Origin of the sequence: Agromyces sp. 3263, from assembly GCF_031456545.1 — a bacterium.
Lineage (GTDB): Bacteria > Actinomycetota > Actinomycetes > Actinomycetales > Microbacteriaceae > Agromyces.
The window spans coordinates 811611-837333 of the sequence record NZ_JAVDUV010000002.1 but is presented as its reverse complement, the minus strand read 5'-3'; the positions used below and the strand labels follow the sequence as shown (position 1 = coordinate 837333).

General features: G+C 72.7%; 23 protein-coding genes and 1 tRNA gene. 15 read left to right on the top strand and 9 right to left on the bottom strand.

Features of this window, described 5'->3' with window-relative positions:
• Window positions 1-30: 30 nt before the first annotated feature.
• Window positions 31-570, top strand: coding sequence for a GNAT family N-acetyltransferase (locus J2X63_RS17230; RefSeq protein ID WP_309979484.1), 540 nt, complete (start codon window positions 31-33; stop codon window positions 568-570).
• Here the strand turns inward: J2X63_RS17230 and J2X63_RS17225 are convergent.
• The 4 genes from J2X63_RS17225 to J2X63_RS17210 are packed head-to-tail and all read right to left on the bottom strand — an operon-like array spanning window position 558 to window position 5788.
• Complete coding sequence (locus tag J2X63_RS17225; RefSeq protein ID WP_309979482.1) at window positions 558-1928, bottom strand: M20 family metallopeptidase; 1371 nt, start codon at window positions 1926-1928, stop codon at window positions 558-560. The genes J2X63_RS17230 and J2X63_RS17225 overlap by 13 nt on opposite strands.
• The gene (locus J2X63_RS17220) at window positions 1925-3241 is read right to left on the bottom strand and encodes an LLM class flavin-dependent oxidoreductase (protein ID WP_309979480.1); all 1317 of its coding nucleotides are present in this window, start codon (window positions 3239-3241) and stop codon (window positions 1925-1927) included. Before J2X63_RS17220 ends, J2X63_RS17225 begins: the two co-directional genes overlap by 4 nt.
• Complete coding sequence (locus J2X63_RS17215; RefSeq protein WP_309979478.1) at window positions 3231-4601, bottom strand: NtaA/DmoA family FMN-dependent monooxygenase; 1371 nt, start codon at window positions 4599-4601, stop codon at window positions 3231-3233. Before J2X63_RS17215 ends, J2X63_RS17220 begins: the two co-directional genes overlap by 11 nt.
• Window positions 4598-5788 carry an LLM class flavin-dependent oxidoreductase gene (locus tag J2X63_RS17210; RefSeq protein WP_309979476.1) on the bottom strand — a complete coding sequence of 397 codons (1191 nt, stop codon included), beginning with the start codon at window positions 5786-5788 and terminating at the stop codon, window positions 4598-4600. Before J2X63_RS17210 ends, J2X63_RS17215 begins: the two co-directional genes overlap by 4 nt.
• A gap of 346 nt (window positions 5789-6134) precedes the next feature.
• Here J2X63_RS17210 and J2X63_RS17205 point away from each other — a divergent pair, with 346 nt between their 5' ends.
• The 6 genes from J2X63_RS17205 (at window position 6135) to msuE (ending at window position 13582) form a co-directional block, all read left to right on the top strand.
• Complete coding sequence (locus tag J2X63_RS17205) at window positions 6135-7130, top strand: ABC transporter permease (RefSeq protein ID WP_309979474.1); 996 nt, start codon at window positions 6135-6137, stop codon at window positions 7128-7130.
• On the top strand, window positions 7127-8074 hold the full coding sequence (locus J2X63_RS17200; protein ID WP_309979472.1) for an ABC transporter permease: 948 nt from the start codon (window positions 7127-7129) through the stop codon (window positions 8072-8074). The genes J2X63_RS17205 and J2X63_RS17200 overlap by 4 nt, the downstream gene beginning before the upstream one ends.
• Window positions 8071-9795, top strand: coding sequence for an ABC transporter ATP-binding protein (locus tag J2X63_RS17195; protein WP_309979471.1), 1725 nt, complete (start codon window positions 8071-8073; stop codon window positions 9793-9795). The genes J2X63_RS17200 and J2X63_RS17195 overlap by 4 nt, the downstream gene beginning before the upstream one ends.
• A gap of 58 nt (window positions 9796-9853) precedes the next feature.
• The gene (locus J2X63_RS17190; protein WP_309979470.1) at window positions 9854-11473 is read left to right on the top strand and encodes an ABC transporter substrate-binding protein; all 1620 of its coding nucleotides are present in this window, start codon (window positions 9854-9856) and stop codon (window positions 11471-11473) included.
• A 16-nt stretch (window positions 11474-11489) separates the two neighbouring features.
• A complete protein-coding gene (locus J2X63_RS17185) occupies window positions 11490-12824 on the top strand; it encodes a M20/M25/M40 family metallo-hydrolase (RefSeq protein ID WP_309979468.1) in 1335 nt (444 codons plus the stop codon).
• Window positions 12825-12988: 164 nt separating this feature from the next.
• Window positions 12989-13582, top strand: a complete 594-nt coding sequence (msuE, locus tag J2X63_RS17180; RefSeq protein WP_309979466.1) for an FMN reductase — start codon at window positions 12989-12991, stop codon at window positions 13580-13582.
• Between the two features lie 92 nt (window positions 13583-13674).
• Here msuE and J2X63_RS17175 read toward each other — a convergent pair whose 3' ends face one another.
• From J2X63_RS17175 to J2X63_RS17160, 4 genes are all read right to left on the bottom strand, one after another.
• Window positions 13675-14076, bottom strand: coding sequence for an ATP-dependent DNA ligase (locus tag J2X63_RS17175; RefSeq protein WP_309979464.1), 402 nt, complete (start codon window positions 14074-14076; stop codon window positions 13675-13677).
• Window positions 14077-14570: 494 nt separating this feature from the next.
• A tRNA-Leu gene (locus tag J2X63_RS17170) sits at window positions 14571-14652 on the bottom strand.
• 52 nt (window positions 14653-14704) lie between these two features.
• Window positions 14705-15631 carry a permease prefix domain 1-containing protein gene (locus J2X63_RS17165; RefSeq protein WP_309979462.1) on the bottom strand — a complete coding sequence of 309 codons (927 nt, stop codon included), beginning with the start codon at window positions 15629-15631 and terminating at the stop codon, window positions 14705-14707.
• On the bottom strand, window positions 15628-16008 hold the full coding sequence (locus J2X63_RS17160; RefSeq protein WP_309979459.1) for a PadR family transcriptional regulator: 381 nt from the start codon (window positions 16006-16008) through the stop codon (window positions 15628-15630). Before J2X63_RS17160 ends, J2X63_RS17165 begins: the two co-directional genes overlap by 4 nt.
• Before the next feature lie 127 nt (window positions 16009-16135).
• Here J2X63_RS17160 and J2X63_RS17155 point away from each other — a divergent pair, with 127 nt between their 5' ends.
• The 8 genes from J2X63_RS17155 (at window position 16136) to J2X63_RS17120 (ending at window position 21605) form a co-directional block, all read left to right on the top strand.
• Window positions 16136-16846, top strand: a complete 711-nt coding sequence (locus J2X63_RS17155; protein ID WP_309979457.1) for an alpha/beta hydrolase — start codon at window positions 16136-16138, stop codon at window positions 16844-16846.
• A gap of 103 nt (window positions 16847-16949) precedes the next feature.
• Window positions 16950-18182 carry an ATPase, T2SS/T4P/T4SS family gene (locus tag J2X63_RS17150; RefSeq protein ID WP_309979455.1) on the top strand — a complete coding sequence of 411 codons (1233 nt, stop codon included), beginning with the start codon at window positions 16950-16952 and terminating at the stop codon, window positions 18180-18182.
• Complete coding sequence (locus tag J2X63_RS17145; protein ID WP_309979453.1) at window positions 18179-19042, top strand: type II secretion system F family protein; 864 nt, start codon at window positions 18179-18181, stop codon at window positions 19040-19042. Before J2X63_RS17150 ends, J2X63_RS17145 begins: the two co-directional genes overlap by 4 nt.
• A complete protein-coding gene (locus J2X63_RS17140; protein WP_309979451.1) occupies window positions 19030-19977 on the top strand; it encodes a type II secretion system F family protein in 948 nt (315 codons plus the stop codon). Before J2X63_RS17145 ends, J2X63_RS17140 begins: the two co-directional genes overlap by 13 nt.
• A gap of 60 nt (window positions 19978-20037) precedes the next feature.
• On the top strand, window positions 20038-20205 hold the full coding sequence (locus J2X63_RS17135) for a hypothetical protein (protein WP_309979449.1): 168 nt from the start codon (window positions 20038-20040) through the stop codon (window positions 20203-20205).
• A gap of 29 nt (window positions 20206-20234) precedes the next feature.
• Window positions 20235-20654: a TadE/TadG family type IV pilus assembly protein gene (locus J2X63_RS17130; protein ID WP_309979447.1), complete on the top strand. Its 420-nt coding sequence runs from the start codon at window positions 20235-20237 to the stop codon at window positions 20652-20654.
• A 46-nt stretch (window positions 20655-20700) separates the two neighbouring features.
• On the top strand, window positions 20701-21090 hold the full coding sequence (locus J2X63_RS17125; protein ID WP_309979444.1) for a hypothetical protein: 390 nt from the start codon (window positions 20701-20703) through the stop codon (window positions 21088-21090).
• Window positions 21087-21605 carry a Tad domain-containing protein gene (locus tag J2X63_RS17120; protein WP_309979442.1) on the top strand — a complete coding sequence of 173 codons (519 nt, stop codon included), beginning with the start codon at window positions 21087-21089 and terminating at the stop codon, window positions 21603-21605. Before J2X63_RS17125 ends, J2X63_RS17120 begins: the two co-directional genes overlap by 4 nt.
• Window positions 21606-21735: 130 nt before the next feature.
• On the opposite strand, the gene J2X63_RS17115 is transcribed toward J2X63_RS17120, so the two are convergent.
• Window positions 21736-25671 (bottom strand): S8 family serine peptidase, encoded by a 3936-nt coding sequence (locus tag J2X63_RS17115; RefSeq protein ID WP_309979440.1) that lies wholly within the window; start codon window positions 25669-25671, stop codon window positions 21736-21738.
• Between the last annotated feature and the right edge of the window lie 52 nt (window positions 25672-25723).

The following is a 25723-nucleotide window of genomic DNA, read 5'->3' as shown; positions in this document are numbered from 1 at the left end:
GTCGAGCGCCGGAGTCGGTAGGGTCTGGCCATGGACTCCCCGTTGGCGGTACGTGCGGCCCGCGTCGAGGACGCCGCCGGTATGGCGCGCGTGCTCGTGCGGTCGTGGCAGGAGACGTATCGCGGGCTCATGCGCGACGAGGTGCTCGACGACCCCGGTCTGATCGGGTTCCGGGAGCGGTTCTGGGTCGCCGTGCTGACCGATGAGCGCTACCGCGCGAGCCGCGCCGCCGTGGCCGAACGCGACGGCGAGCTGATCGGGGTCGCGCTCGCCGGTCCGCCGGATCCGCCCGAGCCGGGCTGGACCAGCCACCTCTCCGTGCTCTACGTCATCGCAGCCGAGCACGGATCGGGTGCCGGCGCCGCCCTGCTCGACGCGGTGATCGACCCGCGCGAGTCCGCCGCGCTCTGGGTCGCCGACCCGAACCCGCGCGCGCAGGCGTTCTATCGGAAGCACGGCTTCGTCCCCGACGGCGTGGCGCAGGTCGACGAGGGCGTCCGCGAGATCCGCATGGTGCGTCGCGCCCGTCCCGAGATGGGGGCGTCGACGCCGGGGAGTCAGGCGAAGTAGCCCTCGACGTCCAGCACGCCGCCCTGCGCCGCGAAGTCGGCGCGCACGGCGGCCAGCAGCCCGTCGTCGACGAGGACGTCGGCAAGCGTCGTCGCGAGGCCGTACGCGGCATCCGTCACGGCCGTGATCGCCTCCGGTGCGCCGGCATACGCGGCGAACTCGCGCGTGTGCAGGCTGACGTCGGGCGGTGCGACCCGGATCACGGGGTGGATGCCCGGCACCCGCACGCTCACGTTGCCGAAGTCGGTCGACGCCGACTGATGGGACGGCGCGTCGGCCGCCCGCCGCACGATGCGCCCCCGTTCGCCCTGCGCCAGCGCCCACCGTGCTGCGAGCGGGGCATTGTGCCGGATCGGCAGGCTGAACGGCTGCGGATCCCAGGTCACCTCGACGCCCGTGCCGGTGGCCAACGCGATGCCGTGCGCGACGTCGTCCACCCGAGCCGACAGCTCGCGGAGCGTGTCCGCGGCGTGCGAGCGCACGTAGTACTCGAGCTCCGCGCGCTCGGGCACGACGTTGGGGCGCTCGCCGCCGTCGACGAACACGCCGTGGATGCGATCGCCCGGTGCGAGGTGCTGCCGCAGCAAGCCGATCGCCTGGTAGTGCAGCGTGGCCGCGTCGAGCGCGTTGCGGCCCTGCCACGGTGCCGCCGACGCGTGCGCGGCGACCCCGTGGTAGACGATCCGCACGATGCGGCGACCGATGAACGGCGGATCGGCGACGTCGGCGCCGAACGGATGCGCCATCACGGCCGCGTCGACGCCGTCGAACGCGCCGGCCCGGGCGAGCAGCTCCTTGCCGTTGCCGCCCTCCTCGGCGGGCGTGCCCATGAGCAGGATCCGGCCGGGCAGCGTGCCGGGCGGCAGCGCGCGTCGGGCGTCGGCGAGGGCGAGGAAGGCGCCGACGGAGGCCGCGGCGATGAGCTGGTGGCCGCAGGCGTGCCCGACGCCCGGGAGCGCGTCGTACTCGGCCAGCAGCACCACGGTGGGGCCGTCGCTCGTGCCGGGCGCCTCGGCGAGGAACGCCGTCGGGAGGCCGTGCACGCCGACCTCGGCGTCGAGGCCCTCGCACGCCAGCAGGTCCCGGATCGCCGCCACGCTCGCCGACTCGGCGAACCCGGGCTCGGCGAGCTCGAAGATGCGCGCGGCGAGGTCGCCGAGCGCGGGCGCCGCTCGGTCGACCGCCGCGCCGATCGCCGCTCGCACGTGCTCGGGCGCTCCCGCGTGCGACGAGACGATCGGCGCGGCGACGGCCGCCCGCCGCTCCGCCTCGGCCGCCGCCGAGTCGAGGAACAGCGAGCTCGGCCGGGTGGGCGCCGCACCCACGCGGATGCCGTGCGCGGCGGCGCCCCCCGTCATGCGCTCGCGAGGATCGAGTCGGCGTCCGAGTCGGCGTCGGTGTGGGCGGTGCCAGCGTCCGCGTCCGTATCCACGGGGGATTCGCCCGCGCCACCGCCGTCGCCCGCGGCATCCGACCGCGACCACGCCTCCGCGAGCAGCCGGTACGACGCGACCCGCGCCTCGTGGTCGTGGGTGATGGTCGTGACGAGCAGCTCGTCGGCGCCCGTGACGCGCTGCAGCGTCTCGAGCAGGCCGACGACGGTCTCGGGCGAGCCGACGAAGCGGGTGTCGAGCCGGTCCTGCACGGCGGCGCGCTCGATGGCTCCGAGCTCGGCGTCGGGCAGGGCATGGTCGGGGCTCGGGTACGGCACCGCGCCCTGTCCCTCGCGGATGGAGAGCACCCACTCGGCGTAGCCGGCGGCCAGGCGCCGTGCCTCGGCATCCGTCTCCGCGACGACCACGTCGACCGACACGATGGTGTGCGGGCGATCGAGCTCGGCGGACGGCCGGAAGTGCGCGCGGTACTCGGCGAGCGACTCGATCACGCCGCTGGGGGCGACGTGGTAGTTGGCGCCGTACCGCAGGCCCAGGCGGCCGGCGATGCGGGCGCTCTCGCCCGCCGTCGAGCCGTGGATCCACACCTGCACGCCACTGCCCTCGGCGGGCTGCACGGTCACGGGGATGCCGTCGCCGACGTAGCCGCCGCCGAAGAACGCGAGCAGGTCGTCGACGCTGTCGGCGAAGCGCGCGGCGTCGCCGGCCTCCCGCCCGAGCAGGCGGCCCTGCAGCGCGAAGCGCGCCCGATCGAAGGCGAAGGGGCGCACCGGCGGCACGACGAGGCCGTCGACGACGCGGTTCGATTCGACACCGGATGCCGCTGCCGACGGGGCCGCGGGTGCCGCGGGCGCCCCCGGCGCGGCGGACGCCTCGCCGGACGCGGACGGTGGCGGGAACCCCGACCGCCCGAGCCCGAGGTCGACCCGCTCCGGCCAGATCGACGCGACCGTGCCGAGTGCCTCGGCGACCTGCAGCGGCTCGTAGTTGCCGAGGATCGTGGCGGCCGTGCCGACGCGGATGTGCTCGGTCGCGCCCGCGATGATGCCGAGCAGCGTGTGCGGCGCCGATCCGGCGACCCCCGTATTCAGGTGGTGCTCGGCGAGCCAGTAGCGCGCGTACCCGAACGCCTCCGCTCGCCGGGCGAGGTCGATCGAATTGCGCAGCGCCTCGCCGGCGGTCGAACCCGCCGCGATGGGCACGAGGTCGAGCACCGCGAGCGGCACGCGCCTCGCGAGCGACCCTCGGCCCGCGGCATCCGTCGTCTCAGCCGACACGACGCACCTCCTCGGCGAGCTCGGTCGGCTCCGGGAGTCCGAGCGTGCGGCGCAGGGTGGCGCCCTCCTCGTACTCGGTGCGGTACACGCCGCGGTCCTGCAGCTCGGGGATGACCCGCTCGACGAACTCGTCGAGGCCGTGCGGCGACGTGGTGCCGACGATGACGAACCCGTCGGTGGCCCGCTCCTGCACGTAGCGGTCGAGCTCCGCGGCGACGGTGGCCGGCGTGCCGACGAACGACTGGCGTCCCGCGACCGCGATGACGAGCTCGCGGATGCTGAGCCCCTCGGCCTCGGACCGTGCCCGCCACCCCTGGGCGATCTGCACGGCGTTGGGGTAGCGCGGCGCCCAGCCCTTGGTGATCGAGGCATCGGGATCGGGGTCGAACTCCGGCAGCGGGCCGTCGGGGTCACGGTCGGAGAGGTCGACGCCCCAGACCTGCTCGAGCACGGTGATGGCGGTCTTCGGGCCGACCTGCGCGAGCGCGTCCTCGCGGGCGCGCTCGGCCGCCTCGGCCTCGGTGTCGCCGAGCGCGAAGGTGACGGCCGGCAGGATCTTCAGCGAGTCCTCGGTGCGGCCGCGGCCGGCGAGCCGGCCCTTCACGTCGCGGTAGAACTGCTGCGCCTCCTCGAACGCGCTGTGCCGCGAGAAGATGACCTCGGCATGCTCGGCGGCGAAGTCGCGGCCGTCGGCCGAGTCGCCCGCCTGCACGATCACCGGATAGCCCTGCGGGCTGCGCGGCACGTTGAACCGGCCGGCCACGTCGAACTGCGGACCGCGGTGCGCGAACGGCTCGATCCCGTCGTCGGCGAGGAACCGTCCGCTCGCCCGGTCGGCCACGATCGCGTCGGGCGACCAGCTGTCCCACAGCTCCTTCGCGAGGCTGACGAACTCGGATGCCCGGGTGTAGCGGTCGGCGTGGTCGAGGAAGCCGCCGCGGCGGAAGTTCGCGCCGTGGAACGCGTCCGAGCTCGTCACGACGTTCCAGCCGGCGCGTCCGTTCGACAGGTGGTCGAGCGTCGCGAGCTGGCGTGCGAGCTCGTAGGGCTCGTTGAACGTGGCGCTCAGGGTGCCCACGAGCCCGATGTGCCGGGTCACGGCGGCCAGGGCCGCGAGCACCGCGAGGGTGTTCGGCCGTCCGACGACGTCCAGGTCGTGGATGAGTCCCTTGTGCTCGCGCAGCCGCAGCCCCTCGGCGAGGAACAGGTAGTCGAACCGGCCCCGCTCGGCGGTGCGGGCGAAGTGCTCGAAGGCGCTGAAGTCGATCTGGCTGCGCTGCAGCGGGTCGCTCCACACGGTGGTGTTGTTGACGCCTGGGAAGTGGGCGGCCAGGTGCACCTGGCGGGGTGTCGTGCTCATGCTGCGGTCTCCTCCACGGCGTAGCGGTTGGCGGGGCGCTCGAAGCCGAGGCGCTCGCGCAGGGTCGTGCCCGCGGCATCCGCTCGGTCGTAGGCGGGGAGCACCCACTCGGCGAGCTGGTCGAGGTCGCGGGTGAGGCGGGCGGGGCGCAGGCGGACGCCGTCGTAGCCGAGCGCGGTCCACGCGTCGATCTGCTCCACCAGTGCTTCGGGCGTGCCCGCGAAGATGAGGGCGTCGGATGCCGCGGGCGCGCCGTGCCACGCGTCGAGCCGTCCGAGCGCGGCGGCGGCACCCGCGGGGGTCGCTTCGAGGAGCACGACGGCGTCGGCGAGCACCGAGAGCGGCCGGTCCTCCCGGCCGACGCGGGACTCGGCGTCGCGCACCTCGGCGAGGATCGAGGCCGCCTGCACGTCGTCGTGCGGCGTGACGAAGACGACGTCGGCGCTCGTCGCGGCGAGCTCGTAGGGGATCGTCTGGTGCGCGAGCGCGGTGACGAGGGGCTGGCCCTGCGGGGAGCGCGGCGTGATCGAGGGGCCCTTGACCGAGAAGCGCTCGCCCTCGAAGTCGGCGTAGTGCAGCTTGTCGCGGTCGACGAAGCGGGCCGTGGCGGCATCCCGGATGATCGCGTCGTCCTCCCAGCTGTCCCAGAGCCGGCGCACCACCTCGACGACGTCGCGCGCCTCGTCGAAGAGCTCGCGCACGACGGCCGAGTCGCCGCGGCGCACGGCGTCGTGGTCGAGCGGGGCGATCTCGCGCCGGCCGAAGTGGCGGGCCTCGTGCGCCGCCCCCGACACCTGCACCCGCCAGCCGGCCCGGCCGCGGCTCGCGAAGTCGAGCGTCTGCAGGCCGGTCGCGACGTGGAACGGCTCGGTATGGGTCGTGGTCACCGTGGGCACGAGCCCGATCCGGCTCGTGGACGGCGCGATGAGGGAGGCGATGAGCAGCGCGTCGGGCCGGCCGCGCACCTGGTCGACACGGTCGTCGACGCCCCAGAACGAGGAGGACTGCACGCCGAGGGCGTCCTCGATGGTGAGGAAGTCGACGCCGGCGCGTTCGGCCGTGCGTGCGAGCTCGATCCAGTAGCCGGGGCTGAACAGCTCGGCCGGCCGGGCCGAGGGGTCGCGCCACGCGGCCGGGTGCCAGCCGGCGCCGTCGAGGGCGAGGGCGATGGTGGTTCGTCGTGTCATAGCGGCCACTCTCGGCGGGGCCGGGCAGCCGTGCAACAGGCTTCGTCACAGGACGCCGCCGATCGCAACATCCCTTCATCCGGCGCCTTCGGGCGACCGATTCGGCGCGTCATCCGCCGTCGCAATCGCCACATCGCTTCACGGTGCGTCACGCGGCGTGACGACGTTTGCGGCACGCTCCGAGCCGGCGAAACAGTGGTGCCGACCGCACCCGACCACCACGTGAAGAGGGAGACCCCGTGACGTCGACCACCGAGATCACCCAACCCGCACCCGAGCTCGAGGGCGCGACGGCGGCGTCGCCGGCGCAGACGGTGACGGGCGCGCAGGGCGGGGGACCGCGACCATGGTGAGGTATCTCGGCATCCGGCTCCTGCAGGCGGTGGGGGTGCTCTGGGCCGCGTACACCGTGGCGTTCCTCGTGCTCTACGCACTGCCCGGCGACCCGGTGTCGCTGCTGGCCGGAGCCGACGCGAACGACGTCAGTCCCGAGCAGCTCGACGCGCTGCGCGCGCAGTACGGCCTCGACCGGCCCCTCCTCGTGCAGTACCTCGACCAGCTCGCCGCCGCGCTGCACGGCGACCTCGGACGCTCGCTCGTGAGCGGCCGGCCCGTCACCGAGGTCATCGGCGAGGCCATCCCGCCCACGGCGGCGATCGCGTCGGCGGCGCTCATGCTCGCCGTCGTGTTCGGGGCCGGCCTCGCGATCCTCGCGAACTACACCCGCCGCGGGTGGCTCGCGAACGTGCTGCTCGGACTGCCCCCGCTCGGCGTCGCGATCCCGGCGTTCTGGTTCGGGCTGATGCTCATCCAGTGGTTCTCGTTCAGCCTGCCGATCTTCCCGGCGGTGGGAGACCGGGGACCGGCGTCGATCGTGCTCCCGGCGATCGCGCTCGCGCTGCCGACCGGGGCGATGATCGCCCAGCTGCTGTCGAAGAGCCTCGCCACCACGCTGTCAGAGCCGTACGTCGACACCGCATGGGCGAAGGGCGCCGATCGCGCCCGCGTGCACCTCGGGCATGCGCTGAAGAACGCCGCGCTGCCCGCCCTCACGATCACCGGGCTGATCGTCGGCCAGCTGCTGTCGGGAACGGTCGTCACCGAGACGGTCTTCTCCCGGCCGGGACTCGGCCGGGTCACCTCGGGCGCCGTGCAACAGCAGGACGTGCCCGTCGTGCAGGGCATCGTGCTGTTCGCCGCGGCGGCGTTCGTCATCGCGAACCTGCTCGTCGACCTCGTGTACCCGCTCCTCGACCCCCGCATCCTCGGGGCCGGCGGCCGTTCCCGGTCACGCACGCCGCGGCCCGCCTTCACGCCCGCCGCCAGGGAGGAGACCTCATGACCGAGACGGTCACGCTCACGTCGGGGGAGCGGCAGCAGTCCGACGACCTCTTCGCGGCCACCGCCTCGGCGAGGTTCGGCGACGCGGTGCGGTCGCGGTCGACGGATGCCGCGTCCCGGACGATCGGGGTCGCCGGACGGCTCGTCGCGCGGCCGACGCTCCTGGTCGCCGTCGTCTGGCTCGCGCTCGTCGTGCTCGCAGCGGTGGCCCCGCAGGTGCTCGCGCCGGGCGATCCGCTCGCGGGCGTGCCCGCCGAACGACTGCAGCCGCCGTCCGCCGCGCACTGGTTCGGCACCGACCAGCTCGGCCGCGACCTGTTCACCCGTGTCGTGCACGGCACCGCCCTCTCGCTCCAGGCCGCGGGCATCGCGGTCACGGTCGGGCTCGTCCTCGGCACGCTGCTCGGCCTGCTCGCCGGGTTCGTCGGCCGCTGGGTCGACGCGGGCGTCATGCGGTTCGCCGACGTGCTGCTCGCGATCCCCTCGCTGCTCCTGTCGCTCGCGATCATCACGGCGCTGGGCTTCGGCACGGTGAACGTGGCGATCGCGGTCGGCGTCGCGAGCGTGGCATCCGTCTCGCGCATCATGCGATCGGAGGTGCTGCGGGTGCGCACCTCGGTGTACGTGGATGCCGCGCACGCGTCGGGCGACCGGTGGAGCCGGGTCCTGTTCCGCCATGTGCTGCCCAACTCTGCCGGCCCGGTGCTGGTGCTCGCGACCCTCGAGTTCGCCACCGCGATCCTCGCCGTGTCGGCGCTCAGCTTCCTCGGCTACGGCGCCCAGCCGCCCACGCCCGAGTGGGGATCGCTCGTCGCCGGAGGCCGCGACTTCCTCCGCAACGACTGGTGGCTGACCACCATGCCGGGTCTCGTCATCGCCGCCACGGTGCTGGCCGCGAACCGGCTGTCCCATGCCCTCGACCTCGAACGGAGCCGAGCACGATGAGCCTCGCAACCGATGCGCCTCCCACCAGCCATGCGGACGTCGCGGCCGACGCGTCGCGGCCGGCCGACCCGGCCGACCTCCTCGTCGTCGACCGCCTCGCCGTGACCTACCGGGTGAACGGCGCGGTCATCGACGGCGTGCGTGCAGCGTCCCTCACGATCGGGCAGGGGGAGACGGTCGCGATCGTGGGGGAGTCCGGATCGGGCAAGTCCACGACCGCCCACGCGATCCTGCGCCTCCTGCCGCCGTCGGCGGCCATCGCGGGCGGCTCCGTGCGGTTCCGCGGCCGCGACCTCGCACGGGCGGGGGAGGCGGAGCTCCGTGGCATCCGGGGCCGGGCGATCGGATTCGTGCCGCAGGACCCGACGGTCAGCCTCAACCCGGTGCAGCGCATCGGCGACCAGGTCGGCGAGGTGCTGCGCATCCACAGGCTCGCCGACCGGCGCACCGCACGGAGCCGAGCCGTCGAGGCGCTCGCGGAGGCGGGCCTGCCCGACCCCGAGGTGCACGCCGAGCAGTACCCGCACGAGCTGTCGGGGGGCATGCGCCAGCGGGTGCTCATCGCGATCGCGATCATCGCCCGGCCGGCGCTCATCATCGCCGACGAGCCCACGAGCGCGCTCGACGTCACCGTGCAGCGCCAGATCCTCGACCGCATCGACGTGCTCAAGCGCGAGCTCGGCACGAGCCTGCTGCTCATCACGCACGACCTCGGTGTGGCAGCCGACCGCGCCGACCGCATCGTCGTGATGTCGGAGGGCGAGGTGGTCGAGACCGGCACTCCCGCCGAGGTGCTCGGCGCCCCGCGGCATCCGTACACGAAGCAGCTCATCGCGGCGGCGCCGAGCCTCGACGACCCGCGGTCGGTGTCGCGGGCGACGACGGTGGCAGCGGATGCCGCGACGGCACCCGAGTCCCCCGCCCTCCTCGCGGCGATCGACCTGGTGAAGGAGTTCCCCGTCCCGCGCGCGGCCGGCGGAGGTACCCACCGGGCGGTCGACGGCGTGAGCTTCGCGATCCCGCGCGGTCGCACCCTGGCCGTCGTCGGGGAATCGGGGTCGGGCAAGTCGACGACCGCACGGCTCGTGCTGCGACTCGCCGACCCGACCTCGGGTCGCATCGAGTTCGCGGGCGACGACCTCACGCGGGTGGAGGGCCGGGCGCTGCGGCAGTTCCGCCGGCGCGCGCAGCTCGTGCACCAGAATCCGTACGCGTCGCTGAACCCCAGGCTGACGATCGGCGCGATCGTCGCCGATCCGCTCGAGGCGTTCCGGCTCGGCACCCGCGCGTCGCGGGCGCGCCGGGTGGCCGAGCTCATCGACGTCGTCGCCCTGCCGAGCAGCGTGCTGCGGCGGAAGCCCGCCGAGCTGTCGGGCGGGCAGCGGCAGCGCGTCGCGATCGCCCGCGCCCTCGCGATCTCGCCCGAACTGCTCGTGCTCGACGAGCCCGTCTCGGCGCTCGACGTGTCGATCCAGGACCAGATCCTCACGCTGCTCGTCGAGATCCAACGCGATCTGGGGCTGAGCTACCTGTTCATCTCGCACGACCTCGCCGTGGTGCGCCGCATCGCGCACGAGGTCGTGGTCATGCGCGACGGTCGGGTCGTCGAGAGCGGCGGCATCGACGCGGTGTTCAGCGCCCCTCGCGACCCGTACACGCGCGCGCTGCTCGACGCCATCCCGGGCTCCGATGCGGCGCGCACGCGGCATCCGGCCCCCTGATCCACCCACCTCCATCCCGTCCACGCATTCCGAACCGACCGAACACCAGGAGCAGCACATGTCCATCCATCGCCGAACCGCCCTCGCCGCCGCCGTCGCGGCGACGACCCTCGCCCTCACGGGCTGCGCCACCGCCGCGAGCACCTCGGACGCGGCATCCGACACCGCCGTCACCGAGGGCGGAGATCTCGTCTTCGCCATCGGCAACGACCCGATCTCGCTGAACCCCTCGGGCACCGGCTCGGGCAACGACACCCTCTACGTCACGCGCCAACTCGTCGACTCGCTGCTCTACCAGGACCCGGAGACGGGGACGCTCGAGCCCTGGCTGGCCACCGAGTGGTCGAGCAACGACGACGCGACGGTGTTCACGTTCGAGCTGCGCGACGACGTCTCGTTCTCCGACGGTTCGCCGCTCACGGCCGCCGACGTCAAGGGCACGTTCGACGACATCGTCGCCGCCGGCGCCGAGAGTCAGGCGATCAGCTCGTTCATCGGCTACGCCGAGACCGTGGCCGTCGATGACGACACCGTCGAGGTGCACTTCGCCGCGCCGAACGCCGCGTTCCCGAGCTCGGCCGCGTCGGTCGCACTCGGCATCGTGGCGGAGTCGACCCGCGCGACGCCGTTCGCCGAGCGCGCCGACGGCTCGGCCGTGGTGGGGAGCGGACCCTTCACGCTCGACGAGTACACGAAGGACGTGCAGACGGTGCTCGAGCGACGCGATGACTACGCCTGGGGGCCGACGCCCCTCGGCAACGACGGTGCGGCGCACCTCGACACGGTGACCTTCCAGGTCGTGCCCGAGGCGGGCGTGCGCACGGGCAGCCTGGCTTCCGCGCAGGTGGACGTCATCGGCGGCGTGCAGCCGATCGACGTGCAGACCCTCGAGGACGGCGGGTTCCCGCTCGTGCACCGCGGCAACCCCGGCGCCACGTTCGGCGTCTACTTCAACGAGGCACGTCCCATCGTCGCCGACCGCACCGTGCGCGAGGCCATCGCCAACGCGATCGACGCCGAGGAGGTGCGCGACACGGCGCTCAACGACCTGTTCGCGGTCGCCACGAGCTCGCTCGCCGCGACCACGCCGGGGTTCGCCGACCAGTCGGGCAGCTTCGCCTTCGACCCCGACCACGCCGAGGAGCTGCTCGACGAGGCCGGCTGGGCGACCGGATCCGACGGGATCCGCGAGCGCGACGGCGAACGACTCTCGCTCGACCTCGCGTGGATCACGAACTTCGGCCCGAACCAGACGTCGCTCGAGCTCATCCAGCAGCAGTTGAAGGCGGTCGGCATCGAGGTGAACCTCGTGGGCGGCACGGTGCCCGAGTTCCTGAAGCTGCAGGAGTCGGGGGACTTCGACCTGTCCTGGCAGAACCTGTCGCGCGCCGACGGCGACGTGCTGCGCACCACCTACTCGACGGCGGCCACGAACCGGCTCCACCTCGACGACCCCGAGCTCGAGTCGCTGCTGCAGGAGCAGGCGGCGGTGGCGGATGCCGCGGGGCGCGATGCCGTGCTCGCCGACGCGCAGGAGCGCATCGCAACGGAGTTCCACCAGGTCCCGGTGCACGAGCTGACGTCGATCCTCGGCACCCAGCCGACGGTGCACGGCGTGACGCTGGGTGCGGATTCGCGCCTCGACTCGCTCGTCGCGGCGTGGAAGTCCGCGGAGTAGGGGAACACTGAACGACATGGCTTCGAACGACGTTCCCCCGGCCGGCTCGCTGCTCGAGGAGGAGGCGCTGCGGTTCATCCGCGACCTCATCCGCATCGAGAGCGTGAACACCGGCGACCTCGACACGATCGGCGACGGGGAGACCCGGGCCGCCCGCTACGTGCAGGCGGCCCTCGAGGAGGTCGGCTACGAGACGACCTTCCTCGAGTCCCGTCCCGGCCGGGGGAGCGTCGTGGCGCGGCTCGCCGGACGTGATCCGTCCCGCGGGGCACTCGTCGTGCACGCGCACCTCGACGTCGTCCCGGTCGACGGGCAGGACTGGACGCATCCGCCGTTCGGCGCCGAGGTCGACGACGGCGTGCTCTACGGGCGCGGCGCCGTCGACATGAAGAACTTCGCCGGGGTCATCCTCGCCGTCGCTCGGGCGTTCGCGCGCGACGGCGAGGTGCCCGAGCGCGACCTCGTCTTCGCGTTCTTCGCCGACGAGGAGGCGGGCGGAGTCTGGGGCGCACGCTGGCTCGTCGAGCACCATGCCGAGCTGTTCGCCGGCGCGACCGAGGCGCTCAGCGAGGTCGGCGGATTCTCCGTGCCGCTCGCGCCCGGTCGTCGGGCCTACCTGGTCGCGACCGCCGAGAAGGGCGTCGCGTGGGCGCAGCTGACGGCTCGCGGACGGCCCGGGCACGGCTCGCGCCCCACCGCCGACAACGCCGTGGTGCGGCTCGCCCGCGCGGTCGCCGCCGTCGGCGACCACCGGTTCCCGGTCACCCGCACGCCGGCGCTCGACGCGTTCCTCGCGAGCTTCGGCGCGGCGCGCGGCGTCGAGTTCTCGGATGCCGCGCTCGAGGCACAGCTCGGCGACCTCGGGTTCGTCGGCGGCATCGTCGGCGCGACCCTGCGCGACACGGCGTCGCCCACGGTGCTCGACGCCGGATCCAAGACGAACGTGATCCCAGCCACGGCGACGGCGGCCCTCGACCTCCGGATCCTGCCCGGCCACGAGGACACGTTCCGCGACGGCCTGCAGCGCGTCGTCGGCGACGACGTCGAGCTCGAGGTCGCCCGGTGGATCCCGCCGATCGCGTCACCGCTCGACTCGCCGCTCCTCCAGGTCGCCCAGCGTGCGATCACGGCCGAGGACGACGGCGGCGTGGTCGTGCCCTACCTGCTCCCCGCCAGCACCGACAACAAGCACCTCGCCCGGCTCGGCATCGCCGGCTACGGCTTCGTGCCGCTCCGCGTGCCCGACGACTTCGACGTGTTCGGGCAGTTCCACACGGCCGACGAGCACATCCCGGTCGACGCCCTGTACTTCTCGGCGCGCGTCACGCACCGGCTGCTCCGCGACGCATGACGACGCATCCGAGCGGTCACGCGGCGACATCTGCGAGCCGCGGATGCCGCGTGCGCGGCGCCTTCCGTGACGCCGGGATACCTCGTGTGAAGGCCTGTGTCGTCGCCTTACCCCGGGAGTCCGGGGTGATTCCGGTGTCGCCCGTGGCGGGTTAGCGTCCCACCATGCCGAACATCTCCATCGTCGCCGTCTCCGGAAGCCTGCACTCGCCGTCGAAGACCACCGTGCTCGTGCACGAGATCCTCGAGGGCTTCGCCACCGCCCTCCGCTCGGGGTCGGGCAACGACCTCGAGGTCGAGACGCACCTCATCGAGCTCTCCGACATCGGGCGCGAGTTCTCGGGCGCGCTGAGCCGGGACGACCTCAGCCCCATCGCCGAGGACGCGCTGCGCCGCATCGAGTCGGCGACCCTGCTCATCGTCGCCAGCCCCGTGTACCGGGCGTCGTTCACGGGCCTGTTCAAGCACGTGTTCGACTTCGTCGGGCAGTACGCGCTCATCGACAAGCCGGTGCTGCTCGCGGCGACGGGTGGCAGCGACCGGCACGCGCTCATCATCGAGCACCAGTTCCGCCCGCTGTTCTCGTTCTTCCAGGCGATCACGCTCCCGATCGGCGTCTACGCGAGCGACACCGACTTCGTCGACTACCGCATCGACTCGCAGGGCCTGCGTGACCGCATCGACCAGGCCATCGGCCGCGGCCTCCCGGTCGTCCGCTCCACGGTGCTGCCCGTGTCGGAGTACGTCGCGACCTGGTGACGCCTCCGGCTTCTGCCCGGCAGCGCTCGTCAGCGGGGACGGCGGACGCCAGGCCGAGCGGCGCGGCGCAACCTTGGGCCGGTCGGCTCGGCTCAGGCGCTGACGAGCTCCTGCAGCGGGCGAGCCGCCCGTGCGGAGCGCGTCGGCTGGGGTATGCGCCGGACCGTCGGAACGCATTCCTGATCCCTCGTCCCGGCGACTCCTGCGACGGGCTCGGGTTCGGGCATGACGAACAGTCCCGCGGTGGTGTTCGCGGCCATGGCGAGAAGCTCCACCCACTCGCGATTCAGCTCCGAGGGCCGCTCACCGGAGTAGGCGAACTGGAGCGGAATCGACTGCGTGAACCAGCACACGGTCTCCTGTCCGTCCTCCTTCCACGCGAACGCGAAGGATTCGCGTCGCCGGAGCTTGGTGATGATCACGACCTGGAGGTGCGCCAGGACGCGGTCGTCGAGCTCGATGGTCTGCTGACCGTTGTAGACGAGTGCTCCCATTCGGGGCCTCCAATGCGCTGAGGGGCGCCGCGTCGCGGGTCATCGATGCGGCCGCGCACGGTGTGGATCGGCGGTTCGTGAGCCGCTCCAGCCGTGCACACGGACACCGTAGATTCCGATCTCTGTGAGGATCCCTCGCTGATGGCGGCTGCTTCCGACTGCGGACCACGCTCTACTGAAAGCGGACACGCCTCCGCTCGATCTCACGTGGCGGCGAGGGTCCTGGGCGTGTCCGATCCGGAGACTGGCGCCCGCCTCCCTGTCTACGCTTGACTGAGCACAGCGGGCGTCGTTCGCCCGGTGATGCTGATGGTTCGACGACACGAGGAGGTGGCGTTCATGGGGCACTGGTGGTGGCGCTGATTCGGAATCGGTGCTCGTAGGCCGAAGCGACTCGCGTCTCACGAGGCGCGTCTCGACCGGCCGAGGATGAGCCGTTTCACACGCGAGGGTAGGGCGGAGATCTCCGCCCTACCCTCGCTTCGTTCTGCGCGTGCGGAAGGAGGGACTTGAACCCTCACGCCCGAAGGCACAGGAACCTAAATCCTGCGTGTCTGCCGATTTCACCACTCCCGCGAGTGCCCGATCAGTCTAGGCGCGCACGGGGTCCGATCAGGGTCGAGGTTGCTCAGGCCTTGGGCTTCGCGTCGGCGCCGAACAGCATGCGCGCGAGCGTGATGAGCATCACGACGAAGCCGGCGATGAGCGCGAGGGGCGCCCACAGCCATCCGACGGTGAAGCCGAGCACGATGGCGACCACGAACGCGACGGTCCAGATGGCGGCGGTGTAGATGCCGAAGCGGGCGGCCGACGCCGGGTCCTCGTCGAAGCGGTTCGCGACGTTCGCCGTGCGCTGCTGCTCGAGCACCCACGGCTTGTGCCGGTTCGTCTGCGTGGCGCCGAGGTAGCTCAGCACGCCGATGGCGGCGACGACCAGCAGGGCGCCGAGGATGATCCACGCGAGGTCGAGCCGCACGATCACCACGGCGGTGAACGCGAGGCCCGCCAGCAGCGCGCCGGTCGATGCGCCGAACCCGACGGCGCGGCCGGTGGGCAGCGGATGACTCGCGCTGGTCTCCTGCCGCAGGGCGTCGCCCGTGACGAACCCGAGGGCGATGCCGAACACCGCGCTGAGCGTCACGAGCACCGCGGTGCTGGTCGACACCACGTCGAACAGGCCGAGCACGAGCAGCGCGAGGGCCGCGGCGGCGACGATCGAGAGCAGCACGGTGCGCACGACGAAGCCGGGCTTCGGCCGCACGCGGTTGCGCAGCGCAGCGGATGCCGCGGACTCGGTGCGCGTCGCCGCAGGCGTCTCGGCGGGGGAGTCGCTGTCGACGAGGGCGCGGAGGTCGCCGAGCTCGGCGATCGCCCGGCGCGCGGCATCCGACGGCTCGATGCCGGATGCCTCGAGCTCGGCGACGCGGAAGAGGAGGTTGTCGCGGATCTCCTCCTTCAGGTCCTGCGTCTCAGGGGTGACCTCGACGCCCGCGAACGACTCGTCGAGGAGGCGGTGGATGTCGGTGCTGCGGCGGATGGGGTCGGTCGCGTTCATGCGCGGGTGCCTTTCAGTGCGGTGGGCGCGGTGCCCAGGAGGTCGTCGATGATGCCGCGCGTGGCGACCCAGTTGGCCACGTTCGAGCGGAAGGCGGCGCGGCCCGCATCGGTGATGCGGTAGTACTTGCGGCGTCCGCCCTGGGACTCGTCGCCCCAGTAGGCCTCGGCCAGGCCGTCGCGCACGAGGCGGCGGTAGCTCGCGTAGAGCGTCGCCTCCTTGATCTCGTAGGCGCCGCCCGTGGCCTCGCGGATGGACTTGTAGATCTCGAAGCCGTAGCTGTCGTGTCGTCGCAGCACGCCGAGCACGATCGTGTCGGTATGGCCGCGGAGCAGGTCGGCGGTGAACGCCTCGCTGTCGGCAATGTCTTGCATCATGTCGAGTACTGTATCAGATCAACTACCTGATGTGAACACCTGCCCTAGGGTGGGACGGGGCGCGGGTCATGGAGCGCCACGGCGTACTCGAGGACGGTCGACGGCGACCGAGGACGGGAGTGACGACATGGCGACCGAACAGCAGGCCGGACGGGTCGTGATGGTGCACGGCGCCTACGCCGACGGATCAAGCTGGGCCGACGTCATCCCGCTGCTGCAACAGGCGGGAGTGTCGGTGATGTCGGTGCAGAACCCGCTGACCTCACTGGCCGATGACGCCGCGGCCACGCGACGCGCGCTCGACCTGCAGGACGGGCCGACGGTGCTCGTCGCCCACTCGTGGGGCGGCACCGTGATCAGTGAGGCGGGCGACCATCCGAACGTCGCCGGCCTGGTCTACGTGGCGGCGCGGGCGCCTGATGCGGGCGAGGACTACGCCGCGCTCGCGGGCGGGTACCCCAAGGCGCCGGCGTCGGCCGGGCTCACCTTCACCGACGGCTTCGGCCGACTCGACGAGGGGACCTTCCTCGCGCACTTCGCCAACGGCGTGCCCGAGGAGCGCGCGCGGGTGCTCTACGCGGCCCAGGGTCCCATCGCCGAGACGCTCTTCGCGTCGCGCACGACGGCGGCGGCGTGGCGCACCCGACCGTGCTGGTACGCCGTCTCGAAGCAGGACCACACCATCGCCCCCGACCTCGAGCGGTTCCTCGCCGACCGCATGAACGCCACGACCATCGAGGTCGACGCCGGCCACCTCTCGATGATCACGCACCCGAGGGTGATCGCCGACCTCGTCATGGAGGCGATCCGGGCGACGGCAGACCGACCGACGGCCTAAGGGAGGGCTTCTCGCGGCAGGCTTGGTCGCCGTGCTCACGGGCCAGCATCGGAGCTGTGGATAAGTTCGCGGCGCGTCGTCCGCGGCCCCGCAATATGGACGCATGACCGACCCCGTGCGCACCATCGCCGACCGCGTGCGCACCAGGGTCCTCCGCGAGGGCGTCGATCTCGCCACCGACGGCAGCGTCGCGGCGCGCTACGCGAACGAGGAGGTGCGCCGCTACAGCGAGCGGGCGCTGGCCGGGGCGCACGCCCAGCTCGGCGACGAGGCCGGCACGGCGCGCGACGTCGTGGCCTCGATCACGGGCTATGGGCCGCTGCAGCCGTTCTTCGACGACCCCACGGTCGAGGAGATCTGGATCAACGCGCCCACCCGCGTGTTCGTCGCGCGAGACGGCGTCGCCGAGTTGACGACGGTCGTGCTCTCCGACCGCGAGGTGCGTGAGCTCGTCGAGCGGATGCTGCAGCATTCGGGGCGTCGGGTCGACCTGTCGTCGCCCTTCGTCGACGCGTCGCTGCCCGACGGCTCGCGCCTGCACGTCGCGATCCCCGATGTCGCACGTTCGCACTGGGCGGTGAACATCCGCAAGTTCCGGCGCAGCATCCGCTCGCTGGCGCAGCTCGTCGAGCTCGGCTCGCTGCCGCTGCAGGCCGCGGAGTTCCTGCGCATGAACGTGCTCGCGGGCGCGAACATCCTCGTGTCAGGGGCGACGCACACGGGCAAGACCACGCTGCTCAACGCACTCATGTCGGCGGCGCGGGTGGGCGACCGGGTCGTCACCGTCGAGGAGACGTTCGAGCTCGACCTCGACGTGCGCGACCTCGTGTCGATGCAGTGCCGCCAGCCCAACCTCGAGGGCACGGGTGAGATCACACTCCGGCGCCTCATCAAGGAGGCCCTGCGCATGCGACCCGACCGGATCGTGGTCGGCGAGGTGCGCGAGGCCGAGAGCCTCGACCTGCTCATCGCACTCAACTCGGGGCTGCCGGGGATGTGCACCATTCATGCCAACTCCGCCCGCGACGCCCTCGTGAAGCTGTGCACGCTGCCGCTGCTCGCGGGGCGCAACATCGACTCGTCGTTCGTGGTCCCCACCGTCGCGAGCTGCATCGACCTCGTCGTGCACCTCGGCATCGACCGCGACGGGGTGCGGCGCGTGCTCGAGATCGCCGCTCCCACCGGCGCGACGACGGATGCCACGGTCGACGTCGACCCCATCTTCCTCCGCCGCGGCGGCCGCCTCGTGCCGACCGGCGCCCGGCCCGCACGCCTCGAGAAGTTCGTCGCAGCCGGGCTCGATCCCGCGCTGGTGCTCGGCGGAGCGACGGGATGAGCCTCATCCTCGGCGGACTCCTCGGACTGGGCGTGCTGCTGGCGGTGTCACCACTGCTGTGGCCCGCGCGGCGGGGAACCGATGGCGCACCGTCACCGGCGTTCCGCGGCATCCACGACGACCTCGCCCTCGCCGGGCTCGGCGGGGTGCCCCTGACGGCGGTCGGCGCCGTGTGCGCCATCCTCGCGATCATCCTCGGCGCGATCGCGCAGGCGGTGTTCCAGATCCCCGTGCTCACCGCCGTCTCCGCGGTGCTCGGCGCCGCGCTCGTCCCGCTCGCAGTGCGCGGGCGCGCGTCCCGGCGACGTGCGGCGAACCGGGCGGTGTGGCCCGACGTGGTCGATCACCTCGTGGCGTCCGTTCGCGCCGGTATGTCGCTCCCCGAGAGCGTCGCCGCGCTCGCAGAACTCGGCCCGGCGCCCACCCGGCGCGCGTTCGCCGAGTTCGCCGGGCACTACGAGCGCACCGGCAACTTCGTGCTCTCCCTCGACCAGCTCAAGGCCACGCTGGCCGATCCCGTTGCCGACCGGCTGCTCGAGACCCTCCGCATGGCGCGGGAGGTGGGCGGCAGTGACGTCACCGCCGTGCTGCGCGGGCTCTCGGGCTACCTCCGCGAAGACGCGGCACTCCGCGCCGAGGTCATCGCCCGGCAGTCGTGGATCCGAAACGCCGCGCGCCTCGGCGTGGCCGCACCCTGGCTGCTCCTCGTCGTGCTGGCGTCTCGCCACGAGACCCTCGTCGCGTACGACTCGGCGGCAGGGTCGACCCTGATCATCGTCGGCGTCGTGGTGACGATCGTGGCATATCGGTTGATGGTCGCACTCGGTCGCCTGCCCGAGGAGCGCCGATGGCTTCGCTGAATGCGATCTCGCCGACGGGGCTCGTCCTCGGCGCGATCCTCGGGCTCGGGCTGTGGCTGATCGTCTCGACGGTGCCGCGGCTCGGACGGCCGCGTCTCGTGGAACGCGTCGCCCCGTACGTGGCCGACCTGTCCGCCGAGGCGCGAGCGATGCTGGCGCAGCGTCCGGCGGGACCGGCACCCGTCCTCGGCATCGTCGTCGCGCCGCTCGCCCACCGAGCCAGGGCCATCGCCACGGAGTGGCTCGGCGGCAACGAGGTGATCGCGAAGCGGCTGCGCCAGTCGGGCTCCAGCGCCTCCGTCGAGCGGTTCCGGGGCGAGCAGCTCGCCTGGGGGGCCGGCGCATTCGTGGCGGGCGCCGCGCTCGCGATCGCCGCCCCCACGTTCACCGCCCTGCCCGCGATCGTGCGCGTCGCCATGCCGGTGATCGGCGCGGCACTCGGTGCCGCGCTGCGCGACTGGATGCTGCAGCGTCGCGCTCGCCGTCGGCTCGCGCGGGTCTCGGCCGAGCTGCCCACCGTGCTCGAGTTCCTGACGCTCAGCCTCACGGCGGGCGAGGGCATGCTCGACGCGATCCGGCGGATCGCCGCCGCCGGCCACGGCGAACTGCCGAGCGAGTTCGCGCGCGTGGTGTCCGCGGTCGGAACCGGCGTCCCGCTCAGCCTCGCGCTCGCGGAACTCCGCGACGGCCTCGACCACCCGGCGCTCTCACGAGCCGTCGATCAGATCCTCGGCGCTCTCGAGCGCGGTGCGCCCCTCGCCGCCGTCCTGCGGTCGCAGGCGGGCGACGCCCGCGAGGAGGCGAAGCGCACCATCATCGAGCTGGCGGGCCGCAAGGAGATCGCGATGCTCGTTCCGCTGATCTTCCTGATTCTGCCCGTCACGGTGGCCTTCGCCCTGTTCCCCGGCTACCTCGTGCTGCAGACGGGCTTCTGATGCGCCACTCCACCACGCCACGCGCGCGCCACGGCGGCCGCGCCCACGAAAGGAACGACCATGCGAGAACGGCTGCTCGAACGGGTGCGCGACGAGCGGGGCGACGTACCGGGGTGGGTGCTGATCACGCTCATGACAGCCGGGCTGGTGATCGTGATCTGGGGCCTCGCCGGTCCAGCCCTCAGCGGGGTGTTCGACCAGGCGATCGGTCGCGTGACGGGGTTCTAGGAGCGCCCCATCGGCGACAGCGGTCCGGCGTGTCCGGCGTGCTCCGCCTCGGCCGCGGGATCGCGCACGGGCTCGCGAACGAGCGGGGCTCAGCCGTCGCCGAGTTCACGCTCGTCGGCGTCCTGCTCACGGTCCTCGCGCTCGCGGTGGTCCAACTCGCCCTGGCGCTGCACGTGCGCAACACGGTGCTCGACGCGGCGGCCGAGGGAGCAAGATACGCGGCACTGGCCGGGTCGTCGCCGAGCGACGGAATCGCGCGCACCCGAGACCTCATCGCCTCCGCGATCTCCGCCGACTACGGGCAGGATGTGACGGCGGGTACGACCTCGATCGCGGGCGTGCCGGCGATCGAGGTCACCGTGCGCACCACGATGCCCGTCATCGGGCTCCTGGGCGTCCAGCAGGGGTTGGAGGTATCGGGCCATGCGGCGGTTGAGACCCTGGATTGACCGACTCCGTCGGGACGAGGGCACGGCATCGCTCGAATTCCTCACCGTGGGGATCCTCCTGCTGGTGCCGTTGGTCTACCTGGTCCTCGCCGTCGCCACCATCCAGGCCGGGGCGCTCGGCGTCGAGGGGGCAGCGCGTCAGGCGGCGCGGGTCGCGGTGCTCGGCGGCGACAACGGCGCATCGGATGCCGCGGTGGAGCGTGCGGTGCGCGTGACGCTCGACGACTACGGCATCGACGCCGACGCGGCGTCCGTGTCCCTGACCTGCGACCGCGCGGACTGCACCGGGGCGGGCGCCCACGTGAACGTCGCCATTCGCGCTCGGGTCGACCTGCCGCTCGTGCCCGACGTCCTGACGCTCAGCGCGATCGGCAGTGTGCCGATCGAGGCGAGTGCCACGCAGACGGTGTCGCGCTTCGCGGGACGGCCGCAATGATCCCGAGTCCTCGACTCCGGCTCGGCGACCGATTCGCCCGCGAGCGAGTCGTCGGCGAGCGAGAGGTCGGCGAGCGAGTGGTCGGCGAGCGACGGAGCGACGAGCAGGGCTCGACCCTCCTGCTCACCATCTTCTACTGCTTCCTCGGACTCACCATCGTCATGGTCGTGGCCTCAGCGACGACCCTCTACCTCGAACGCAAGCGACTCTTCACGGTGGCCGATGGGGCCGCCCTCGCGGGCGCCGAAGCGTGGCCGCTCGAGTCGGTTCGCGTCGACGGTGATCGCCTGGAGTTCGACCTGCGAGATGCCGACGTGCACCGCGCAGCGGCCGAATACCTCGGTGCGGCCGCGACCGACCTCGACCACGTCGAGCTGGTGCGGGCGGCCTCCGACGACGGCCGAACCGCGACGGTCACACTCCGCTCCGTGTGGTACGCGCCGCTCTCCACCGAGCTCGTGCCGCTCACCGTGCCGATCGAGGTGACGGTGATGGCGCGTTCCGTCTTCCACTGAGCTGACGCCTTCCACTGAGCCGACGCGGCCGTGAACGAACGACGGCCCGGGCGACATTCTCCGATCGCCCGGGCCGTCGTGGTGCGTGGGCCGAGCTGTCCCAGCGCAGCCCACGCGGTCGGTCAGCCGATCACGGCCGGCCCCCGTGGCTGCCGCCGACGTGGCCGCCGTGGCCGGCGCCCTTCGCCGGGGCGGCCTCGAAGGCACGCTCGATCTCCTGGCTGAACGTGTTGCCCGCGGCATCCGACGCCGTCACCCGCAGGTCGACCCAGCCGCCCGCGTCGGGCACCCGCAGGTCAGCCTCGTACGAGGCGACGTAGGCGCGTCCGGTGGGGAACAGGCTCAGGGGCATCTCGCCCGGTCCCTCGTCGAGCGTCGAGGCGAGCTCGATGTCGACGGGCGTCCAGTCGCCGCCGGGCAGGCGCACCTCGAGCGTGGCATCCGTCACCATGCCGCTGCCGGCCGCACCCGACACGTGCCCGACCGCGAAGCCGAGGGGCACCGTGGCCCCCTTCTTGCGGCCGTCGCCCACCCGAGCGTCGGCGCCGACCTCGACGTCGTACGTCGCCTGCAGCATGGGCAGCAACTGCGCGGCGTAGACGTCAGCCGTGCCCGTCGACGTGACCGTCCACTCGGTCGTGGTCGACGTCGACGAGTCGAGCCACGTTCCGTCGTGCTCGGCGACGTTGACGATGCGCAACTCGCTGTCACCGTCGGGCAGGCCGTAGTAGTTCAGGCCCTGGTACTCCGAGGCCTTCACGAACTCGCCGTTCACGTACAGCTCGGAGTGCTGCACGATGCCGGGGATGCCGGCCCACGTGTCGAACCCGCCGGTGTGCTCGGGCTCGCCGCCGTCGGCCCACGAGGCCACGTTCACCTGCACGTAGGCGCCCTGGCGGTTCGGCGCCCAGAAGCCGCGCCCGACGTACGGACGCACGATCGGCCCGAAGTAGCTGGTCGCGTTCACCGAGCCGGGCTCGTACGTGCGCTGCACGTCGCGGATGCCCCAGGTGCCGTCGACGAGGAACACGCCCTGGTACCAGCGCACGTCGTCGGTGCTCACCCACTCGGTGCGCTCCACCCCGCGGGCCGCGCGCTGCGGGTAGCCGGCTCCCGACATGCCGTTCGGCGTGAAGTCGTAGCGGTACTCGCCAACGAGGTCGCCCTGCCGACCGTGGTAGGTCGTGTCGATGCGCGCGAGGTCGGTGGGTCGGTAGGCGAGGTCGGCGGGGATCTCGTCCTCGCTGTAGCGCACGACGTCCCAGACCTCGTCGGAGTTGGCGACGCCCGTGGCGGTGACCTTCACGCTCTTCGTGCCGGCGAGGGCGTCGAGGAGCGGACGGCCCTCTACGCCGCTGACCGTGGCGACCGCCACCGCGGCCCGTGATCCGTCCTCGGCGCCGACCCACTCGTTGAACTCGCCGTCGGCGTCGTTGACGACCACCAGCAGGGCCGCGCCGGCCGCCGCCGCGTTGGCGGCACGCTGCACGGGCGACACCGCGTCGGAGCGGAGCGCCACCGCGACCTTGCCGCGCACGTCGACCGCGGCGAACTCCTCGGCGGAGCCCAGGCCCACGCCGACCGCGGCGCCCTTCACCTCATGGTCGAGCATGGTGGCGCCGGGGACGTTCGTCACGTCGAACGTCTTCGTGCCCCACTTCAGCACCAGGTTCGGGTGCTGCAGGCGCCAGCGGGTCGTGAAGCTGAACTCCTCGGCATCCGACGCGTCGATCGGCTGCGCATACAGGTCGTCGGCCCACACCGGGGCGATCATGCTGCCCCCGAACCCGTCGACGAGGTAGTCCATGCGCATCACGAGCGACTCGAGTCCGCGTTCGCCGACATCGACCGACACCTTCTTCGCGGCGCGGGCGTCGAACGCGACGCGCGCCTGGTCGGACCCGTCGAGCACGACGTGGGGGTCGCCGACGAGCGCGACGCCCTGCGAATCGGCCGACGGCGCGACATCCATGTAGGTCATCAGCGCGTAGTCGCCGGCGGGCAGACGCAGCGTGGTGCTGCCGTCGACCTGCACGATGTCGTACCACTCCGTCTCGGGGTTCCAGATCCAGCCGACGGCGTGCGTCGGCTCGCCGTCGAGCCCGGTGGCGGTGACCTCGAGGTCGTAGCGCTCGGACTCGGCGATGATGCCGAGGGCCGTGCGCGTGACGGGCACGCCGTCGACCGACGCGACGAGCGCGCCCGACAGCTGCACGCCCGCGGGCACGGCGGCCGGGTCGGCGGTGAGCGTGACCGAGCGCGTCTCGCCGGCGGGGATGGTGAGCGAGTCGGCGTCGAGGCTGAGCACCTCGGATGCCTCGCCCACCGACAACGGGCCGGGGCCCTCTTCGCCGCCGGTGCCGGGGGTCGTGTCGACGAGGGAGGCCTCGAGCGAGACCGTCGCCTCGGCGTCGCCGCGGTTCGTGTACTCGATGGTGCGCACGACGAGCTCGGGCTCCTCGCCCCACGTGAGCATGCCGAAGTCGCCCGAGCCCGAGGCCACGAGATCGGACTCGACGGCGGCGGCCACGTTCACCACGCCCGAGCCGCCCTGGTAGGGCGCCATGCCGGTGTCGGTCGCGGTGCTCGTGAGCGCCGCCCGCAGTTGCGCGGCGGTGTACTCGGGGTGCTGCTGCTTGAGGATCGCCGCGGCGCCGGCGACGTGCGGCGTCGCCATCGACGTGCCGCTCTTGCTGGTGTACGCGCCCTCGCCCTCGCTGTCCGCGGAGCGCGCCGCGGTGACATCGTTGCCGGGGCCGGAGAGATCGGGCTTCAATGCACCGGAACGGGTGAGCGGGCCCTGGCTGGAGAAGTACGACAGCGCGCCGCTCGGGTCGTCGACCGAGCCGACAGTGAGGGCGCTCGCGGCCGAGCCGGGCGTGCCGATGGTCTCGGGTGCGCCCGCGTTGCCGGCGGCCACCACGAAGAGGGTGCCGGTCTGCTCGGCCACCGTGTTCAGCGCCTCTGCGAGGAGGTCCTCGCCGTCGGATGCCTCGGACGAGCCGAGGCTCATCGAGACGATCGGTGCGCGCTGGCCTGCCCACTCCATGGCCTCGATGATCCACGAGTCCTGGCCGTAGCCGTCGTTGCCGAGCACCTTGCCGACGAGCAGGTCGGCGCCGTCCGCGACGCCGCGGTGGGTGCCGCCGCTGGCCGCGCCGGTGCCCGCGATGGTCGACGCGACGTGGGTGCCGTGACCGTGCGGGTCGAACGCCACTTCCTCGCCGGGCACGAAGCTGGTCGACTCGGGGAGCACGTGGCCCGCGAGGTCGGGGTGCGTGTCGTCGTAGCCCGTGTCGAGCACGGCCACGGTGACCCCGGTGCCGGTGTAGCCGGCGGCCCACGCCTCGGGGGCGCCGATCCACGGCACCGAGCTGTCGAGGGTCGCCTGCACCTTGCCGTCGAGGTGGATCGCCTCGATGCCGCCGCCGAAGGTCTTGGCGCCCGGCTCGGCCGAGAACAGGCCCGGGCCGGCCGGGGCATCCGTCAGCGCAGCCCACGTGGATGCGGCCGACGCGTGGTCGGCCACGGCGGCTGCGGCGTCGATGCTCGGCAGCGCCGCGCCGACCTCGACGCCGGGCAGCGGCTCGGCGCTCATCGCGACGGGCCCGTCGGCGAGTTCGAGGATGACCGGAGTGGCAGCGACCGAGGCGTCGTCGTACCCGAACTCGATGAGCTTCGTCACGTTGAGGAGGTCGCGATCGAGTGCGCCGGAGGCGACGTAGGGCATCGCCTGCTGGGGGAGGACGATGAGGTCGTCCCCGACCTGGACCGTCTGCACGCCGCCGCCCTCGACCGCCGGGTCGATCTCGACCGTCTGCCGCCCGTCGGAGAGGTCGGTGACCGTGACGCGGTCGCCCGTGATGAGGGTGACCCGGTGCTCGCCGGTCGGCGACGCGGCAGCGGGCGCGGAGCCGCCGCCGCCCGAGCCGCCGTCGACGGGGCCCGCGACGGCGGGAAGTGCGGTTCCGACCCCGCCGACGCCGATCGCCAGGCCGCTGATGGCGGCGGCGACGGCGATGGCGCGGGTGCGTCGGATCGGTGATGGGGGAGTGCGTCGTGGCATGGCTGACCTCTCGTGCGCGTTCGTGGCTTGACACGACGCTGCCACGACAGTG